Origin of the sequence: Streptomyces sp. NPDC092952, assembly GCF_044754785.1 — a bacterium.
Classification (GTDB): domain Bacteria; phylum Actinomycetota; class Actinomycetes; order Streptomycetales; family Streptomycetaceae; genus Streptomyces.
On sequence record NZ_JBIVPT010000012.1, the window covers coordinates 14,551 to 31,500 of the forward strand.

16 protein-coding genes and 1 pseudogene are annotated in these 16,950 nt (G+C 74.2%); 8 read left to right on the top strand and 9 right to left on the bottom strand.

From position 1 onward, the window contains the following. Nucleotides 1–32: 32 nt before the first annotated feature. From ACIQGQ_RS25475 to ACIQGQ_RS25485, 3 genes are all read left to right on the top strand, one after another. Entirely contained in the window at nucleotides 33–731 is a 699-nt protein-coding gene (locus ACIQGQ_RS25475; protein ID WP_402399242.1) for a TetR/AcrR family transcriptional regulator, read from the top strand. 85 nt (nucleotides 732–816) lie between these two features. Continuing rightward, nucleotides 817–2,076, top strand: coding sequence for a sensor histidine kinase (locus ACIQGQ_RS25480; protein ID WP_402399245.1), 1,260 nt, complete (start codon nucleotides 817–819; stop codon nucleotides 2,074–2,076). Next, entirely contained in the window at nucleotides 2,073–2,738 is a 666-nt protein-coding gene (locus tag ACIQGQ_RS25485; protein ID WP_366298003.1) for a response regulator transcription factor, read from the top strand. Before ACIQGQ_RS25480 ends, ACIQGQ_RS25485 begins: the two co-directional genes overlap by 4 nt. 36 nt (nucleotides 2,739–2,774) lie before the next feature. Here the strand turns inward: ACIQGQ_RS25485 and ACIQGQ_RS25490 are convergent, their stop codons facing one another. Further along, nucleotides 2,775–3,986, bottom strand: a complete 1,212-nt coding sequence (locus ACIQGQ_RS25490; protein ID WP_402399248.1) for an MFS transporter — start codon at nucleotides 3,984–3,986, stop codon at nucleotides 2,775–2,777. A gap of 109 nt (nucleotides 3,987–4,095) precedes the next feature. Here ACIQGQ_RS25490 and ACIQGQ_RS25495 point away from each other — a divergent pair, with 109 nt between their 5' ends. Further along, complete coding sequence (locus ACIQGQ_RS25495; RefSeq protein WP_366298005.1) at nucleotides 4,096–5,310, top strand: ROK family protein; 1,215 nt, start codon at nucleotides 4,096–4,098, stop codon at nucleotides 5,308–5,310. A gap of 138 nt (nucleotides 5,311–5,448) precedes the next feature. Then, a complete protein-coding gene (locus ACIQGQ_RS25500; RefSeq protein WP_402399251.1) occupies nucleotides 5,449–5,745 on the top strand; it encodes an SHOCT domain-containing protein in 297 nt (98 codons plus the stop codon). Nucleotides 5,746–5,760: 15 nt separating this feature from the next. On the opposite strand, the gene ACIQGQ_RS25505 is transcribed toward ACIQGQ_RS25500, so the two are convergent. Then, the gene (locus ACIQGQ_RS25505) at nucleotides 5,761–6,282 is read right to left on the bottom strand and encodes an ATP-binding protein (protein ID WP_402399254.1); all 522 of its coding nucleotides are present in this window, start codon (nucleotides 6,280–6,282) and stop codon (nucleotides 5,761–5,763) included. 185 nt (nucleotides 6,283–6,467) lie between these two features. After that, a complete protein-coding gene (locus ACIQGQ_RS25510) occupies nucleotides 6,468–6,785 on the bottom strand; it encodes a hypothetical protein (RefSeq protein WP_352277827.1) in 318 nt (105 codons plus the stop codon). Between the two features lie 206 nt (nucleotides 6,786–6,991). On the opposite strand from ACIQGQ_RS25510, the gene ACIQGQ_RS25515 reads away from it, so the two are divergent. After that, nucleotides 6,992–8,122 carry a PLP-dependent cysteine synthase family protein gene (locus ACIQGQ_RS25515; RefSeq protein WP_402399257.1) on the top strand — a complete coding sequence of 377 codons (1,131 nt, stop codon included), beginning with the start codon at nucleotides 6,992–6,994 and terminating at the stop codon, nucleotides 8,120–8,122. A gap of 198 nt (nucleotides 8,123–8,320) precedes the next feature. Here the strand turns inward: ACIQGQ_RS25515 and ACIQGQ_RS25520 are convergent. Continuing rightward, nucleotides 8,321–8,509: pseudogene (locus ACIQGQ_RS25520) on the bottom strand (MerR family transcriptional regulator); the annotation flags it as partial. A gap of 57 nt (nucleotides 8,510–8,566) precedes the next feature. Here ACIQGQ_RS25520 and ACIQGQ_RS25525 point away from each other — a divergent pair. Beyond that, the gene (locus ACIQGQ_RS25525) at nucleotides 8,567–9,133 is read left to right on the top strand and encodes an RBBP9/YdeN family alpha/beta hydrolase (protein ID WP_402399260.1); all 567 of its coding nucleotides are present in this window, start codon (nucleotides 8,567–8,569) and stop codon (nucleotides 9,131–9,133) included. A 24-nt stretch (nucleotides 9,134–9,157) separates the two neighbouring features. Here the strand turns inward: ACIQGQ_RS25525 and ACIQGQ_RS25530 are convergent, their stop codons facing one another. From ACIQGQ_RS25530 to ACIQGQ_RS25540, 3 genes are all read right to left on the bottom strand, one after another. Continuing rightward, nucleotides 9,158–9,637, bottom strand: coding sequence for an SRPBCC family protein (locus tag ACIQGQ_RS25530; protein ID WP_402399263.1), 480 nt, complete (start codon nucleotides 9,635–9,637; stop codon nucleotides 9,158–9,160). A 58-nt stretch (nucleotides 9,638–9,695) separates the two neighbouring features. Then, nucleotides 9,696–10,136 (bottom strand): SRPBCC family protein, encoded by a 441-nt coding sequence (locus ACIQGQ_RS25535; protein ID WP_402399265.1) that lies wholly within the window; start codon nucleotides 10,134–10,136, stop codon nucleotides 9,696–9,698. A gap of 73 nt (nucleotides 10,137–10,209) precedes the next feature. Further along, nucleotides 10,210–11,046 (bottom strand): DeoR/GlpR family DNA-binding transcription regulator, encoded by an 837-nt coding sequence (locus ACIQGQ_RS25540; RefSeq protein ID WP_402399268.1) that lies wholly within the window; start codon nucleotides 11,044–11,046, stop codon nucleotides 10,210–10,212. A 186-nt stretch (nucleotides 11,047–11,232) separates the two neighbouring features. On the opposite strand from ACIQGQ_RS25540, the gene ACIQGQ_RS25545 reads away from it, so the two are divergent. Continuing rightward, entirely contained in the window at nucleotides 11,233–13,620 is a 2,388-nt protein-coding gene (locus tag ACIQGQ_RS25545; protein WP_402399271.1) for a hypothetical protein, read from the top strand. Here ACIQGQ_RS25545 and ACIQGQ_RS25550 read toward each other — a convergent pair. Together ACIQGQ_RS25550 and ACIQGQ_RS25555 are read right to left on the bottom strand one after the other, a co-directional pair. Then, entirely contained in the window at nucleotides 13,590–16,025 is a 2,436-nt protein-coding gene (locus ACIQGQ_RS25550) for a right-handed parallel beta-helix repeat-containing protein (RefSeq protein WP_402399274.1), read from the bottom strand. The two genes, ACIQGQ_RS25545 and ACIQGQ_RS25550, sit on opposite strands and share 31 nt — an antisense overlap. Nucleotides 16,026–16,178: 153 nt before the next feature. Continuing rightward, the gene (locus ACIQGQ_RS25555; RefSeq protein ID WP_402399276.1) at nucleotides 16,179–16,778 is read right to left on the bottom strand and encodes a hypothetical protein; all 600 of its coding nucleotides are present in this window, start codon (nucleotides 16,776–16,778) and stop codon (nucleotides 16,179–16,181) included. Between the last annotated feature and the right edge of the window lie 172 nt (nucleotides 16,779–16,950).

Consider the following 16,950-nt stretch of genomic DNA (forward strand, 5'->3'; position numbering starts at 1 on the left):
TCGGTGCTCTTCCTCCATGGCAGACTGAGGACATGAGCACTGTCCGAGGAGTCAGGGAACGCGCCCGCGCGGAGATCACCGCGGCGATCAAGGACGAGGCGAAGAAACAGCTCGCCGCCGAGGGCGCCGCGAAGCTCTCGCTGCGCGCCGTCGCGCGCGAGCTGGGCATGGCCTCGTCCGCCCTCTACCGCTACTTCCCCAGCCGGGACGAGCTGCTCACCGCCCTGATCGTCGACGCGTACGACTCCGTGGGCGCCGCCGCCGAAGCCGCCCACCGCGCCGCCCTCGCCGAGGACGCCCCGCACCTCGCGCGCTGGCTCGCGGCCACCCGGGCGGTGCGCGGCTGGGCCCTGGCCCACCCCCACGAGTACGCCCTGATCTACGGCTCGCCCGTGCCCGGCTACACCGCGCCCCAGGCCACGATCGGCCCCGCCGCCCGGGTCGGCCTCGTCCTGATCACCGTGGTCGCGGACGCCCACCGCGCGGGCGAGCTGGCCCCGCCGCCGCTCGCCGGTGACCTGCGCGCCGAAGCGGAACGGCAGGTCGCGGACCTCGCCCCCGACCTCCCGCCGGAGGCCGTGGCCCCGCTGATCGCCGCGTGGTCGCAGCTGTTCGGGCTGGTCTCCTTCGAGATCTTCGGCCAGTTCCACCGGGTGGTGGACGACCGGGAGGTCTTCTTCCGGGAGGCCGTCACCGCACTCGCCCGCACGGTCGGCCTGCCCGGCGCCTGAACGGCCCCGTACTCCCCGGGGAGTACGGGCGACCACCACCCCCGGCCGACGCCGTCACCGGGGCCCACCCCCTAGCGTGGCCGTCATGGACGAGCGGCGTGCGCCCGGAATCGGCGGCCTTCCCCGGGTGCGGGTCGGGCCGCCGCGCTGGCTGACCGGGGCGCCGGGAGGGCCCGCCGCCCGGCTGCCGTGGGTGTCGACGGTCCTGCTCGGCGCCGTCGTCCTCGCGGGCTCGGCCGTCGCGGCGCGGGTCCGGCCGGAGGGCCGCCTGCCCCTGGACCCCGTCGCGCGGCTGCTCCTCCTGCTGGCGGTCGCCGTGCTCCTGCTCCGGCACCGGTATCCGGTGGCGGCCGCCTACGGCAGCGCGGTCGCGGCGACGGCCTACCTGGCGGCCGGCTACCCGTACGGTCCGGTCTTCCTGGCCGTCGCCGTCGGCTGCTTCGGTGCCGTCGTCGCCGGGCACCGGCGGGCCGCCTGGGCGGCCGTCGGCCTGGTGTGGCTGGGCCATGTCCTGGTGGCGCACTGGCTCTACCGGTGGCTGCCGCCCGCCGGGGACCGGGCCGCCGGCTGGGGGCAGGAGCTGGGCATCACGGCCTGGGTGCTGGCCCTCGCGGCCGCCGCGGAGTTCGTACGGGTACGCCGCGAACAGGGGGCGGACCGCCGGGCGGAACGGCAGGCCGCGGAGCGGCGCCGGGCCGACGAGGAGCGGCTGCGGATGGCACGCGAGCTCCACGACGTGCTCGCCCACAGCATCTCCGTCATCAACGTCCAGTCGAACGTGGGGCTCGCCCTGCTGGACTCCGACCCGGAACAGGCGCGGGCGGCCCTCACCGCCATCAAGGCCGCCAGCAAGGAGGCCCTCGGCGAGGTCCGCCAGGTCCTGGACACCCTGCGTACCCCCGGGGACGCCCCCACGGCGCCGGCGCCCGGACTCGACCGGCTCCCCGAACTCGTCGAGCAGGCGGCGTCCACCGGACTCACCGTCACCGTCGAGACCGACGGCGTGCGCCGGTCCGTGCCGCCCGGCGCCGACCTCGCCGCCTTCCGTATCGTGCAGGAGGCGCTGACCAACGTGGTCCGGCACTCCGGATCGCGTACCGCGCGGGTCCGCGTCGGCTACCGGCCCGACCGCATCCGGCTCGGGATCGACGACGAGGGACCCGCGACCGGCACGGACGCCGGAGGCAGCGGCAACGGTCTGGCGGGGATGCGGGAGCGGGCCGCCGGGCTCGGTGGCACCATCGAGGCCGGCCCCCGGACCGGCGGCGGCTTCCGGGTCCGCGCCGAACTGCCGCTGCCGACCGGGACGTCCGGCCCGGCCGCGCACCAGGAGGAGGATCCGTGATCCGCGTACTGCTCGCCGACGACCAGTCGCTGGTCCGGGCGGGCTTCCGTGCCCTGCTGGACGCCCAGCCCGGCATCGAGGTGGCGGGGGAGGCCGCCGACGGGGCCGAGGCCGTGCGCCTGGTGGCCGAACTGCGGCCCGACGTCGTCCTGATGGACATCCGGATGCCCCGCCTGGACGGCCTCGCCGCGACCCGGGCGATCACGGGCGACGCCCGCCTCGACGGGGTCCGGGTCGTCATGCTCACCACCTTCGAGCTCGACGAGTACGTCTTCGAGGCGATCCGCTCCGGAGCCTCCGGATTCCTCGTCAAGGACACCGAGCCGGAGGAACTGCTGCGCGCGGTACGCGCGGTGGTCGGCGGCGACGCCCTGCTCTCCCCGGGAGTCACCCGCCGGCTGATCGCCGAGTTTGCCGCGCGCTCCCGGGTGCCCGCGCGGACGGCCGGGCTGGACCGGCTCACCGAACGGGAGCGCGAGGTGATGGCGCTCGTCGGGATGGGGCTTTCCAACGAGGAGATCGCCCGGCGGCTGGTGGTCAGCCCGCTCACCGCCAAGACCCATGTGAGCCGCACGATGGTGAAGCTCGGCGCCCGCGACCGGGCCCAGCTCGTCGTGCTCGCCTACGAGTCGGGGCTGGTGCGGCCGGGCTGGCTCGGCTGACGGCGGGCGGTGCCGGGCCACGTGCGGTGCGCGGGCTCAGCCGTGCGCCGTGCCGCGCGCCCCGTAGCCCAGCGCCGCCGCCGCGACGGCCAGCACCGCCACCGTGGTGAGGGCCACCGGGAGCGAGGACCACTCGGCCAGGAAGCCGATGGCGGGCGGCCCGAGCAGCATCCCGCCGTAGCCGAGCGTCGACGCGGCGGCCACCCCGCCGGGCCCGGCCAGCGCACCGGCCCGGCCGACCGCGACCGGGAAGATGTTGGCCAGACCGATACCGGTGACCGCGAAGCCGAGCAGCACCGCCCACGTGCTGGGCGCGAGCGCGCCGAGCAGCATCCCCGCCGCGGCCGTCGAGCCGCCCATGACCAGGGTGCGGGTCTGGCCGTGCCGCTCCAGCAGCGCCGTGCCGCTCAGCCGCCCCGCCGTCATCGCCAGCGCGAACAGGGAGTAGCCCGCGGCGGCCACGCCGGGGTGGGCGTGCAGGTCCTGCTCCAGATGGAGGGCGCCCCAGTCGGCCAGCGCGCCCTCGCCGTACGCTGTGCAGAGCGCGATCACACCGAACAGCAGCACCAGGCGCCTGGTCCGCCCGCTCATCCCGGGAGCGCCGGACCCCGTCGCCCCGGCCACGGGCGGCGGCGCCGGACGGCTCAGCAGCACCGGCCCGGCCACCGCGGTGACCAGCAGCCCGATCACGGTGAGGGCGAGGAGGTGCGTGGCGGGGGAGAGGCCGCCCGCGACCAGCCCGCCGAGCCCGGCGCCGACCATCCCGCCGAGGCTGAACGCGGCGTGGAAGCCCGGCATCACGGGGCGCCGCAGGGCGGCGACCAGATCGACCGCCGCACTGTTCATCGCGACGTTGATCCCGCCGTACGCGGCGCCGAAGAGCAGCAGCACCAGCCCGAGCGAGAGGGCCGAACGCGTCTGTGCGGGCAGTGCGATGGCGAGCGGGAGCAGGACGCCGCAGGCCACGGTCACCGGATGGTTGCCGAAGCGGCGGCAGAGCCGCCCGGTGAACATCATGGTCACCACGGCCCCGGCGGACACCCCGAGCAGGGCGAGCCCCAGCGTGGCGGCGGAGGCGCCGGTCTGCTGCTTGATCGCGGGGATGCGGACCACCCAGCCGGCGAAGAGGAAGCCGTCGAGGGCGAAGAAGAGGGTCAGGGCGGTACGGAGACGGGGCGAGGGAGGCGCGGCGGGGTCACCGCCGGGGTCCCCCGGAAGAGCCGTCCGCAGTTTGTTTAGTTGCGGCACAAAGTGAGGATAGAGGCGCTCCGGCGGTCGACGCAAGACGGCTGCGGGCAGTCTCCCCACACCACCGGGGGGTCCGGTGCGGCCCGGGAATCATGGGAGACTCGCCCCCATGAACGGCAAGGTGTCCACCACCCGGACGAAGTTGGAGAGGGGCCGCAGCGCGCTCGGACCCGCGCTGGAGCTGATCCACACGGGGCGCGCGCCCACCCGCGCCGTGCTCACCTCCGAGCTCGGCGTCACCCGGGCGACGGCCGGTGCGGTCGCCGCCGAACTGGAGGCGCTCGGCCTGATCAGGGTCGACTCCCGGCCGGGCTCCGCCGCCGGATCGCAGGGCCGCCCCTCGCACCGGCTGGCGGTCCGGGAGGACGGGCCCGTCGTCATCGCCGCCCAGGTGCACGCCGACGGGTTCCGGTCCGCCCTCGTGGGGCTCGGCGGCCGGCTCGTGGCCACCGCCCCGGGCCGTGTCGCCGTCACCTCCGACCCGGCCCAGGTCATCGGCGAAGTGGTCGACGAATGCGCCCGGTTGCTGCGCGACAGCGGACTGCGCTGCGTCGGCGCGGGCCTCGCGGTCCCCTCGGCGGTCGCGGAGCCGGAGGGCACCGCGCTCAACCCGCTGCACATCGCCTGGCCGGCCGGTGCCCCGGTCCGCGAGATCTTCGCCGACCGGGTACGGGCGTCGGGCATCCCCGGCCCCGCGTTCACCGGCAACGACGTCAACCTCGCCGCCCTCGCCGAGCACCGGCACGGCGCGGGGCGCGGCGCCCGGCACCTGCTCTGCGTGGCCACCGGCCACCGGGGCGTGGGCGGTGCCCTGGTCCTCGACGGCCGCCTGCACACCGGGAGTTCGGGGCTCGCGCTGGAGGTCGGCCACCTCACGGTCCACCCCGACGGACGCCCCTGCCACTGCGGCGGACGCGGCTGCCTGGACGTCGAGACGGACCCGCTGGCCTTCCTGCTCGCCGCCCGCCGCGAACCCGGCCCGGAGGAGTCCCTGCTCAAGCAGGCGGGCGACCTGCTCCGTACGGGGTACGAGGACGCGGCGGTACGGGGGGCGGCCGAGGAGCTGATCGACCGGCTCGGCCTCGGACTCGCCGGACTGGTCAACATCCTCAACCCGGACCGCATCGTCCTCGGCGGTCTGTACCGCGCCCTGCTCGACGCCGACCCGGAACGGCTGCGCGCGGTGGTCGCCGACCGGAGCCTGTGGGGCCGTAGCGGCAGCGTGCCGATCCTGCCGTGCACGCTCGACCACAACAGCCTGGTCGGCGCGGCCGAACTGGCCTGGCAGCCGGTCCTGGACGACCCGCTGACCGCGCTGGCCTGACCCGGCCGCGCCGGGGTACTCCCGAGGGGGTACCCGTACGGCCGCCGGCGGTACGACGACACCGCCCCCGCTCCGGGCGAGGCTCGGAAGTGCCGGGAACCCCCGGCCGCACCACCCGAACCGAGGGAGCCGAGTGAGATGAACATCCTGGCGTACAACGGCGGACCCGGGCCCGGGCCCTGGGTCCTGCTGATCCCGATCGTCTGGACGGCCGTCGTCGTCGGCGGCACCACCCTGCTGCGCCGTGCCGGACGGCGCGGACGGGGCGCCCCCTGGCAGGACCGCGCCGCCCAGGCCGCCCCGTCCGAACCGGCGCCGATCGCCCTGCTCGGCCGGCGCTTCGCGGCCGGCGAGATCGACGAGGACGAGTACTGGCGCCGGCTCTCCGTCCTGGATGAACGGTTCGGCCGGGGCGTCGGCAGCGGCACGGTCTGACCGCCGCCGGACGGGTCAGCCGACCGCCGCGGACCGCTCGGTGGACGGCGTACGGCTCCCCAGGTACATGACGGAACCCAGCGCGAAGGGGCCGTCGGTGGTGGCTCCGTACACCGGGCCGGGTGGCGGGGCGGCGGGGCAAGGTGGGGCCGGAAGGGTGAACCAGACCACCTTCCCGGCTCCGCCGCTCGGCCGGACCCCCCAGCTCTCGCTGACGGCGGCGATCAGCGCGAGCCCGCGTCCCGAGGTGCTGGACATGCTGGGCGGGCGCACGGTCGGCAGCCTCGGATCATGGTCGTGGACGGACACCGTCAGCCGTTCGAGCAGCAGCTCCATCTCGACGGTGCACGACTTGTCCGGCTGGGCGTGCCGGTGGACGTTGGTCAGCAGCTCGGTGACGCCGAGTGCGGCCTGGTCGATCAAGGGTTCGAGATGCCAGGAGCGCAACTGCGCCGAGACGATTCTGCGTACCTGGCCGATCCGCGACGGCAGGGCCTGGAGCTCCACCGTGCAGTGCCTGCTTGGGTCGGTGATCACGACTGCGACTCCCCGAAAGAGGTCCGGAAGAAGACGAAGAAACGGATCCAGCAGTTGGCGGCTGCTGATGTGGTGCCGGCGGAGGATCCTGCCGTCACCGCCGGTGAACCGTGAGTGACGTGTTCAATGTCACTCAGGGGTCACCGCTCCGCAACTCGCGGCCTTCCGGCGCCGCGGGGGCCGCGTCAGGTCGTCCGGCCGCCCGCGCTGCGCAGCGTCTCCAGGAACCGGCGGGCCGGTCCGGTCCGGTCCGGGCCGTGGTTGCGCTGTCCCATCGTGAGCCGGTACCGCGTCCCGTTGAGGCGGGCCACCGTGGCGTCGGACCCGGCGAACCAGGGCCGACCTGCGCTGACGGTGCCCACCGGGGCGCTGTCGATCTCCCGGCCGTTGCTGGTCAGCAGGGCGAGCCTGCCGTCCTTGACGACCACCTGCCCGGCCCGCGTGAGCGAACGGGCCCACCGCTCGATGCGGACTCCCGTCGCGCTGAACTCCGTTTCCTTCATGACTGCTTCGCCCCCTTCATGACACCTCTGATGGGCAGTCTGCACAATGCCGGGCCAGGACGCCAGGCCGCGTGCGGGCCGGGTGTCCCGGCCGTGGCGTCCCGGAGGTCCAAGGCAGTGCTATGACCGGTCAAAGTGAACGTTTTTGCAGGTGGGGAGGGTAGGTTGCGGGAGACGGCGACAGCGGCAAGAGGAGGAACGGGCTGATGGGCACCAAGACGCACGAGCACGCCGGACGGGTCATGGAGACGGTCGACGTCGACCGCTCCGACGCCGAGTACCGGGCCTGGCTCAAGGAGTCGGTACGCAAGGTCCAGGCCGACGCCAACCGGTCCGCCGACACCCATCTGCTGCGCTTCCCGCTGCCCGAGGCCTGGGGCATCGACCTCTACCTCAAGGACGAGTCGACGCACCCCACCGGCAGCCTCAAGCACCGGCTGGCCCGCTCACTCTTCCTGTACGGGCTCTGCAACGGCTGGATCCGGCCGGGCAAGCCGGTGATCGAGGCGTCCAGCGGCTCCACCGCCGTCTCGGAGGCGTACTTCGCCAAGCTGATCGGCGTCCCGTTCGTCGCGGTGATGCCCCGCACCACCAGCCCCGAGAAGTGCCGGCTGATCGAATTCCACGGCGGCCGATGTCACTTCGTCGACGACTCCCGGAAGCTGTACGAGGAGTCCGCCAGGCTCGCCGAGGAGACCGGCGGGCACTACATGGACCAGTTCACCTACGCCGAGCGGGCCACCGACTGGCGCGGCAACAACAACATCGCCGAATCGATCTACCAGCAGATGCGGCTGGAGCGCTATCCGGAGCCGACCTGGATCGTCGCCACGGCCGGAACCGGCGGCACCTCCGCGACCATCGCCCGCTACGTGCACTACATGCAGTTCGACACCCGGATCTGCGTCCCCGACCCGGAGAACTCCTGCTTCTTCGACGGCTGGACCCACCACGACCCCCTGGCCACCAGCGACTGCGGCTCCCGGATCGAGGGCATCGGCCGCCCCCGGATGGAGCCGAGCTTCGTGCCCGGGGCGATCGACCGGATGATGAAGGTGCCGGACGCCGCGAGCGTCGCCGCCGTACGCGCCCTGGAGCGGGCCATCGGCCGCAAGGCGGGCGGCTCCACCGGCACCGGGCTCTGGAGCGCCTTCAAACTCGTCGCCGAGATGGTCGGGCAGGGCGCCACCGGCAGCGTCGTCACCCTGATCTGCGACCCCGGCGACCGCTACCTCGACAAGTACTACTCCGACGACTGGCTCGCCGAACAGGGCCTGGACATCGCCCCGTACACGGCGACCATCGACTCCTTCCTGGCCGGCGGCGACTGGCCCTGACCGGCCGGCCGTTCCCTCCGGTCCGCCGAGCTGCCGTCCGTCGGCGGACAGGAGCGCGGAGAGGCGCTCGCGGGTCCGGCGGAGGCCGTCCCGCTGGGCGTCGATGCGCCCGGCCAGGGCCTCCAACTCGGCCCGGAGCGCCGGGCACATCTCCAGCGGGGCCCCCTCGCCGTCCGGGCGGAGGCAGTCCAGGTACCGGCCGATCGCCTCCGTTCCCAGGCCCGCGTCGATCATCGTCCTGATCCGCGCCACCCGGTCGACATCGGTGTCGGAGTAGATCCGGTAGCCGTTGGTGTCGCGAGCCGGGACCAGCAGCCCGCGGTCCTCGTAGTGGCGCAGGGCGCGCGGGCTCACCCCGGTCCGCTCGGCGAGTCCGCCTATGAGCACGGCTCCTCCTCGGTGACTTGACCTTCACGCCGACGTGAAGCCGTACCGTCCGGCGTCATGACACACACCTCAACCGAACGGCGCGCCTCGATCATCCACGGCTACGGCGCCACCCCCGGGGACCACTGGTTCGGCCGACTGGCCGGGCGGTTCGAAGCCGACGGCATCCGCACGGTGGTCCCCGCCCTCCCGGACTCCGGGAACCCGGACCCCGACCGGTGGGCGGCCGCCGCCGGGGCCGTCCTGGGCACGCCGGACGCGGGCTCGATCGTCGTGGCACACAGCCTCGGCTGCGTCACGGTGCTGCGCCATCTCGGCTCACTGACCGGGCCGTGGCGCCTGGGCGCGCTGGTGCTGGTGGCGGGGTTCGTCGACCGGCTGCCGGACCTCCCGGAGCTGGACGCACATGTCGACGGGGTGCCGGACGTGACGGGGCTCGGCGGCCACATCGACCGGCTCGCCGTCCTGCGGTCGGACGCCGACCCGATCGTGCCGACCGGTCACACCGACCGCCTCGCCGGCCTCCTGGGCGTGTCCGAGCTCGTGGTCCCCGGCGCCGGCCACTTCCTCGCCTCCGACGGCGTGACATCGCTCGACGAAGCCCGGACGGCAGCCCTGGGGTGACCGTCCGCCCCACAGGGGCTTCGGCTACGCGGCGGCCCCCGCCAGCCGCCGGTCGAGATTGCGCACCGCCTCCCGGAAGGCCCGGCCCACCCCCGGCCGGGCCAGCCGCATGAGCAGCCGGTAGGGCGCCGGACCGTCCGCGGCGAACGTCCATTGCACCCGGGTGCCCGCTCCGGCCGGAGTCAGCCGCCATTCCTCCAGCAACGCCCGTACGGCGGGCGCGTTGACCAGGTCGGCCCGGTAGGCGTACCGCTCGCCGGGCTCCGTCGCCATGATGGTCTCGTGTGCGGTGAAGCCGCCCTTGAGCCGGACCACACGACCCCCGCCGTCCGGGGTGGGGCGGGCGGACGTCACCGCCGTGAACCACTCCGGCCAGCCCGGCACGTCGTCGGCGAGCGCGTGGTACACCGCCTCCGGCGGCGCGGACACCTCGGCGGAGAAGACCAGCCGCACCGGGGCGGTGTCGACGAATTCCAGCTCCACGGAACGGAGTCGGCGCGGCATGGAACGTACCTCCCGTGCGGTCGTGGGACCGGTCGGGCACACCATAACTGACGTCTTGTCAGATGTCTTGCCCCAGCAGGCCGTCGAGGACCCGGCCGAAGACCCGGCGCCCCGCACGGGCGAGCGCCGGATCGCACCACCCGGGCAGTGGGCGGACGGTCAGCTCCTCCACCCACACCACATGCGAGCCGGATCCCGTCGGGGACACTTCGATCGATGCCCGCCCCCGCACCAGCGAACCGCGCTTCTCCAGCCGGCACGCCCCCGCCCGCCCGGCGGCGGGCGGAACCCACCGCACCACTTCCATCGGATCGTCGAACGCCAGCGGCCCCAGCCCGGTACGCGCCACGAAAACCGTTCCGACCCCGGTCGGCGAAGCCTCCGCGACCGTGATCCCGGTCAGCGGGACATGTGCGGCGTGCCGCTCCCAGTCCGTCACCCGGCGCCAGGACTCGGCGGCGGGGAGTGAGGTGAAGCGCTCGATCCGGAAGACAGCCACGCCGCGATTCTACGGAGTGTCCGACAAGTCCGGCACATCGCCACCGGGCGGTGGACCCGCCGGGTACGGCGGATCAGGCGCCGTCGTCCGCGCCCCGCCCCGCCACCAGCAGCCCCGGCAGATGCTCCTCGATCTCCGCACGGGTGGCGGCCGACAGCCCCGCGTCCGTCACGAACGTGTCCACCTGCTCCAGCGCCGCGAACGAACTCAGGCCCACCGTGCCCCACTTGGTGTGGTCGGCGACCACCACGACCCGCCGCGCCGACTGGACGAACCGGCGGTTGGTCTCCGCCTCCGCCAGATTCGGCGTCGACAGCCCGGCCTCCACGGAGATCCCGTGCACCCCCAGGAACAGCACGTCGAAGTGGAGGGAGGCGATCGCCTGGTCCGCGACCGGACCGACCAGCGAGTCCGAGGGGGTCCGCACCCCGCCGGTGAGCACCACCGTGGCCGCCCCCGGCCGCGCCCCGGACGTCCCCGACGGCCGCTGCGCGGTGTGGAAGACATCGGCGACCCGCACCGAGTTGGTCACCACCGTCAGATCGGGCACCTCCAGCAACCGCTGGGCCAGCGCGAACGTCGTCGTGCCGCCGGAGAGCGCGATGGCGCTGCCCGGCACCGCCATGGCCGCGGCCACCCGCGCGATGTCCTCCTTGGCCGTCAGCTCCAGCGCCGACTTCGCCTCGAAACCCGGCTCGTGCGTACTGGCCTCGACCACCGGCACGGCCCCGCCGTGCACCTTCTCGACGACCCCCTGGCGGGCCAGCGCGTCCAGGTCCCGGCGCACCGTCATGTCGGAGACATTGAGCCTGCGCGTCAACTCGTTGACCCGGACCCCGCCGCGCCTGCGTACCTCGTCGAGGATCAGCGCACGCCGCTGCTCCGCGAGCAGGTTCTGGTTCTCGCTCAACGCCGGTCCGCCCCTTTCCTCCGTGGCCGTGCGGCGGTCATTTCGAACGGGGTCATCCTGCCACGCGGTGTGGTCCACCGCCGCACTGGGGAGATTCCGTGAGAGCGGCGCGGTCACCGGCCCCTTCCACGATCCTGGTGACACCGCGTCAACACCCCCACACGAACCAGAGAGCGAGTCACCCTCGTGCCACCTGCCTCCCCGGCCCCGCAGAGTCCGGGGCCCGCGCTGGAACTGCTGGTCCACGGCGTGGGCGGCGCCACCCCCCAGGAGATGCTCGACGATCCGCGCACGGTCCGGATCACCGGCGACGCGACCGCCGCCATCTACCGGCGCGCCGAGGACACCGACGCCGAACAGCACCCGGAGCGCTACCGCGACCGCCCCATCCCCGAGGCGTACTGCTGGTCCAACCTGACCTCCGGCAACGGCTCCCGCGCCCTGTGGCTGCTGCTGCTCCCGTTCATGGTGGTCAACCTCGCCCACTGGATGCGCCCCACCGCCCGCGCCCGCACCCGGGCGGTGCGCCTGTACGGGGTGGTCGTCCGGCTCGTCGCACTCAGCCTCACCGCGCTGCTCACCGCGGCGGCCTGCGAGGTGGCGCTCGACCTGGTGGCCTGGCAGTGCGCGGGGGTCCCGGCCTGCTCCGACCAGCGCTCCTGGCTCGGCTTCCTCTCCACCGCCCAGGGCGGCTGGTGGTCCCAGCCGGGCCGCCGGCTCGCCCTCGCCGCCGTGGTGCCCACCGCCCTGGTGGTGCTCCTGTGGTTCCTCTCCAACCGCACCTGGAGCGCGTACGAATCACAGCGCACCCTCACCGGCTCCGCACCCGACGACGACACCTACGACTCCGGAGCCGGCACGCCCACCAGCGTCCCCGCCCTCGGCCGGCCCGGATTCTGGTACGGCCGCCGACTGGTCGCCCGGCTGCGCGCCGCGCACACCGCCGCCGGCTTCCTGACCGTCGCCGCGTCGGTCGCGGGCGCCGCGGCCCGTCACGACCGCGCCGTCGCGAGCCCCGTCCCGGGCTCCGTCGGCCGGCTGATCGAGGCGACGCTGCTGCTCTGCGGGCTCGTGGTGGTCTGGGTGGTCTGCCGCCGGGGCCGCAGCGAACGGCGCCTCGACAACAAGCTCGACCGCGCCCTCATCACCTACCTCCCCGGCGTGGCACTGGCCCTGCTCGTCCTCTCCGCCGCGTACGCCTCCTGGTCCCGCCCCGGCTGGGTCTCCTCGGGCGCCCTCCCGGGCGACTTCGCCTTCAGCTTCCTCGCCATCGGCCAGGGAACCCTCGTCGTGGTGCTCGCCGCCGTCTCCCTGGGCCTCTACCACCGCACCCCCGAAGCCCGCACCGTCCTGTACGGACTGGGCGGCCCGGTGGTCGCCATGCTCGCCTGCGCCCTCGGCGGGGTCATGAGCGGCGGAGTCTCCCAGCGCGTCGCCGACTGGCTCGACGGCCCCGGCACCCCCGGCATGGGCAAGGGCTCCGTCATCCCCGGACCGCCCGTCCTGCTCAGCTGGCAGGCGTCGATCATCCCGGTGCTCCTGGTGCTGCTCGCCCTGCCCACCCTGTTCCTGCTGGCACGGACCTGGCGCACCGCCCGCGCCATGGAGCCCGGGATCGACCGGGAGTACGCCGAGGGCCGGCCGGAGCCCGCCCGTACCCGGCAGATCGCCCGCGTCCAGGCCGCCGCGGGGCTCACCGACTCCGTGCCCTGGATGCTCGGCCCCCTCTGCGGGGCCGCCCTGCTGCTCGGCGCCGGAGCGGTCCTCGGCGCCTGGGTGACCGGGAAGGTTCCCGGGCTCGCCATGAAGGGCAGCGGCGCGTTCCTCGAATCCCTCGCCGACGCCGCCCAGTCCACCGGTTCCTGGATGGTCGGACTCGGCTTCATCCTCTTCGTCACCTGGGGCCGCCGCGCCTACCGCGACGCCTCCGCCCGGCGCACCATCGGCATCCTCTGGGACGTCGGTACGTTCTGGCCGCGCGCGGCCCACCCCTTCGCCCCGCCCTGCTACGCCGAGCGCGCCGTCCCCGACCTGGCCTCGCGGATGTCCGGCTGGACCGGGCTGACCCACGGCAGGCTCGTCATCTCCGGGCACTCCCAGGGCAGTGTGCTGGCCGCGTCCGCGGTCTGGCAGCTGCCCGCCCACACCCGGAGCCGGGTCGCGCTGCTCACCTACGGCTCGCCGATCGAGCGGCTGTACGGGCGTTGGTTCCCGGCCTACTTCGGGACCGGGCCGATGCATGTGCTGCACCGGTCCGTGCACTGCTGGCGCAACCTGTGGCGGGCCACCGACCCGATCGGCGGCCGGATCCGCCTCGACGACGTCCCCGGTCCCGAGGTGGACCGAGGTCCGCTGCGCGACCCCCTGGTCTACGGCCGGACCCCGGAGCACCCGCTGCCCGAGGCGATCCTCGGGCACGGCGACTACCAGGCCGACCCGGTCTTCGCCGAGGAACGGGCCGCGCTGCTGGAACGCCTCGACCCGCTCGTTCCCCGGCAGGCGGCCGGGACGGCAGGGGCGGACGGGGCCGGGGCGCCGCAGGGTCAGGGCAGTTCCGGCAAGTCCTCGGGGTAGAGCAGGGTGAGGTCGTCGGTGCTCACCTCGTCGAGCTGGGCGACCCGTCCCGCGTGCCGCTCCACCATCGACTCGAAGGTCTGGCGCGCGGTGCGGCCGTTGCCGAACGCCGGCCCCTTGGGAAGCTCGGTGAAGTACTTCAGCAGCGCCTCCCCGGTCCCGGAGGCCAGACGGTACTCGTGCTCGTCGGCCTGCTGCCCCACGATCCGCAGCAGCTCGGCGGGCTCGTAGTCGCTGAAGGTGATGGTCCGGGAGAAACGGGACGCCACACCGGGATTGATGGTCAGGAACCGCTCCATCTCGTGGGTGTACCCGGCGACGATCACGACCACCGCGTCCCGGTGGTCCTCCATCAGCTTCACCAGGGTGTCGATCGCCTCCCGGCCGAAGTCCCGGCCGGAGTCCTCGGGCGACAGGGCGTACGCCTCGTCGACGAACAGCACCCCGCCGCGCGCCCGGTCGAACGCCTCCTGGGTACGGATGGCGGTCGAGCCGATGTGCTCACCGACCAGGTCGACCCGGGACACCTCGACCAGATGGCCCCGCTCCAGCACCCCGAGCGAGGCGAGGATCTCGCCGTAGAGCCGGGCCACGGTGGTCTTGCCGGTGCCGGGGGAGCCGGTGAAGACCAGATGGCGCCGGACCGACGCGGCCTTCAGCCCGGCCTCCTGGCGGCGCCGGCCCACCTCGATCATGTCGGTGAGGGCCCGCACCTCGCGCTTGACGCTGTCCAGGCCCACCAGCGCGTCCAACTCCGCCAGCACCGCGTCCGAGGGGCGCGCGGGAGCTTCGGGTGTCGCGGCCGGGGCGGGCTCCACGGCACGCTGGCCGGGAACCCCGCCGAGCAGCCCGGGGGAGGACTGGGTGGCCGTCAGCACGGTGGGCGCCGGGGGAGCGGAGGAGCGCAGCGCGCTCTCGTCGCTCGTGCAGTCCTCCACCACCGGGCCGGTCCCCTGGCCGTCGCCACGGGTGACGGGCGGCTCGGCGAACTCGTACCCGCCGCGGGCGCACCGCTCGGTCCGGCAGCGGGTCAGCGTCGTACGGCAGCCGTCCATCACATGGAATCCATAGCCGTCGCTCCCGGTGACCCGGCAGCCGTTGAACGTTCCGCGGCCCTCGGCGGAGACGTAGAAACCGGCCTCGGCGGGCGAGGTGACCGTGCAGCGCTCGATCGCCGGGTCGGCTCCCTTGGTGACGATCACGCCGGTCTGGACCGCGTCGATGGTGCAGTTGTTCAGTGTGCCGCCGCTGCCGTGGTCGCGGAACCAGGCACCGGTGGACGTCTCGCGGATGCGGCAGTCGTCGAGCTGCGCGGTGGCCCCGTCGCTCACCGACACGGCGGTGTTGCGGACCTGGGAGAGATCGCTGTCGACGACATCGGCGCGTGAGCCCCGGTCGAGGACGAAGAGGGCGTCCGGCACGTCGTGGACCCGGCAGGAGTCCAGTATCACCGTGGCCCCGTCGCTCACCCAGACCGCGGGATAGTCGCCCGTACTGTCGTGGATCTCGCACTGGTTGGCGTCGACCCGGGTGCCGGGGTCCCAGACCGAGAGGCCGTTGCGGCCGAAGCGGCGCACCGTGGACCGGGTCAGCGTGAGCACCGAACGGGAGCGCAGGTCGACCGCGTTCTCCGGGATGTCGTGGATGTCGCAGTCGGCCAGCGTCAGCACGGCGTCGGTGTCGAGCGTCACCCCGTCCGCGGACGTGCGGTGCACCGTGCAGTCGGTGAGATGGGCGGACGCCCGGGAGGTGACCTGGACACCGCTGCCCTTGATCTCGTACACCTCGCAGCCGAAGCCCTCCAGGCCGCTGCCCTCCCCGGTGACGCTCAGCCCCGCGCCCGAGGCGTGGTGGATCCGGCAGCGCTCCAGCCGGGGGTGCGCGCCGTCGCGCACCGAGACGCCGGACTGCCCGGCGGAGACCACCTCGCACTCCTCGAACACACCGCCCGCCCCGTCGAGTACGGCGAGGCCGGCACCGGCGGGGTTGTCGACCGTGCACCGGCGCACGGTCGGCCGGGCGGCCCCGCGCACCTCGATCCCGGCGGCGGAGCGGGTGACGATCCGCAGGTCCGCGATCTCCGGCGCCCCGTCCTCGATCAGCAGCGCGGGCGCCGTCGAGTCCTGGCCCTCCACATGGATGTCCGAGACGACGGCGGAGGCGCGGACGGTCAGCGGCACGCCGTCGACCGGCGCGATCCGTACGGAGCCGACCGAGCCCTCGGTGCCGCGCAGGGTCACCGCGCGGTGCAGGACCAGATTCTCCCGGTAGGTGCCCGGCGAGACGGTGAGGACGTCCCCGTCGGCCGCGGCCTCCAGGGCCGCGGTGAGGGAGGGGTACTCGCCTGTGCGGCGCCGCCACCGCGAAGTTCCGGTGTGCGTCACCTGGACCGTGCCCTGTGCCATGGCGCTGTTGTGTCCCCACCTCGTGCGTGCGTGATGCCCTGGTCACCGGCCTCGCGGCAGCGGTGGGTCCCCGGGACCGCCCACCGGGAAACCGGGCGGGCCGGTCCACCGTAGCGCGCGCGGCGGGCGGGAGTTGCCCCGATCAGCAGGCGATCAACTGCCGGTTCCGGTCCTGCCCCAGTCCGGACCGGTGCTGGCCCACTCCTGGTCGATCCGGTCGTACCGCGCCTTCTTCAGACGACGGACGATCAGCTGCCGGACCCCCTCGACCGCGCCGACCGCCAGCAGCGCGGCACCGATCCCGGCCAGCACCGCGTGGGCGCGGGCGGTGGCTTCGTCCATCGGACGGGGGACGGGGCGGCCCGCGTCGTCCGTCCAGATCTCCACCCGGGCGCCGGGGGCGGTCCGCCGGGACTCGATCGTCACGGTGCCCTGCCGCACCGTGCCGTCGGGGGACCGCCAGCGCGCCACCACCGAGGGCGGCAGGGTGCGCCGCGGGGCCGTCTCGGGGTCGGAGGGGAAGCGCGGGCCCTGCGGCGACCGGCGCACCACGACCGCGGTGGTGGCATGACGCCCCGCCCGCTGCGCCCGCGCCGACTCCTGCAGGGCGTCGTCCGTCCGCGCCCCGCACGCCCAGCCCAGCGCGGGAGCCGCCAGCACCATCAGGAGCAGCGCGGCCAGGGCCGCCCACGCCTCGCGCCGGTCCGTGGCACGGCGCAGGGAATTGTGCCGCCAACGCCATACACCCGTCACCGCTCGCACTGTCCACGCCCCCTTCCGTATCCGTCTTAGCCCGGTACGGGATGCTTCATGCGCGGAGGGAGGGGCGAGAATGAGCCCTCTCTCCGCTCGGCGTGCGGAGCTCCCCCGCCCCGCCCCCCGGCTGACGTTCCGTCCACTGACGAGCCGTCCGCTGACGTCCCGT

Coding starts and splice junctions, on each gene's coding strand:
- ACIQGQ_RS25500 (WP_402399251.1), top strand. CDS start 5,449: ATGAACATCCTGGCGTACAACGGCGGACCCGGGCCCGGGCCCTGGGTC.
- ACIQGQ_RS25480 (WP_402399245.1), top strand. CDS start 817: ATGGACGAGCGGCGTGCGCCCGGAATCGGCGGCCTTCCCCGGGTGCGG.
- ACIQGQ_RS25515 (WP_402399257.1), top strand. CDS start 6,992: ATGGGCACCAAGACGCACGAGCACGCCGGACGGGTCATGGAGACGGTC.
- ACIQGQ_RS25525 (WP_402399260.1), top strand. CDS start 8,567: ATGACACACACCTCAACCGAACGGCGCGCCTCGATCATCCACGGCTAC.
- ACIQGQ_RS25510 (WP_352277827.1), bottom strand. CDS start 6,785: ATGAAGGAAACGGAGTTCAGCGCGACGGGAGTCCGCATCGAGCGGTGG.
- ACIQGQ_RS25530 (WP_402399263.1), bottom strand. CDS start 9,637: ATGCCGCGCCGACTCCGTTCCGTGGAGCTGGAATTCGTCGACACCGCC.
- ACIQGQ_RS25475 (WP_402399242.1), top strand. CDS start 33: ATGAGCACTGTCCGAGGAGTCAGGGAACGCGCCCGCGCGGAGATCACC.
- ACIQGQ_RS25495 (WP_366298005.1), top strand. CDS start 4,096: ATGAACGGCAAGGTGTCCACCACCCGGACGAAGTTGGAGAGGGGCCGC.
- ACIQGQ_RS25550 (WP_402399274.1), bottom strand. CDS start 16,025: ATGGCACAGGGCACGGTCCAGGTGACGCACACCGGAACTTCGCGGTGG.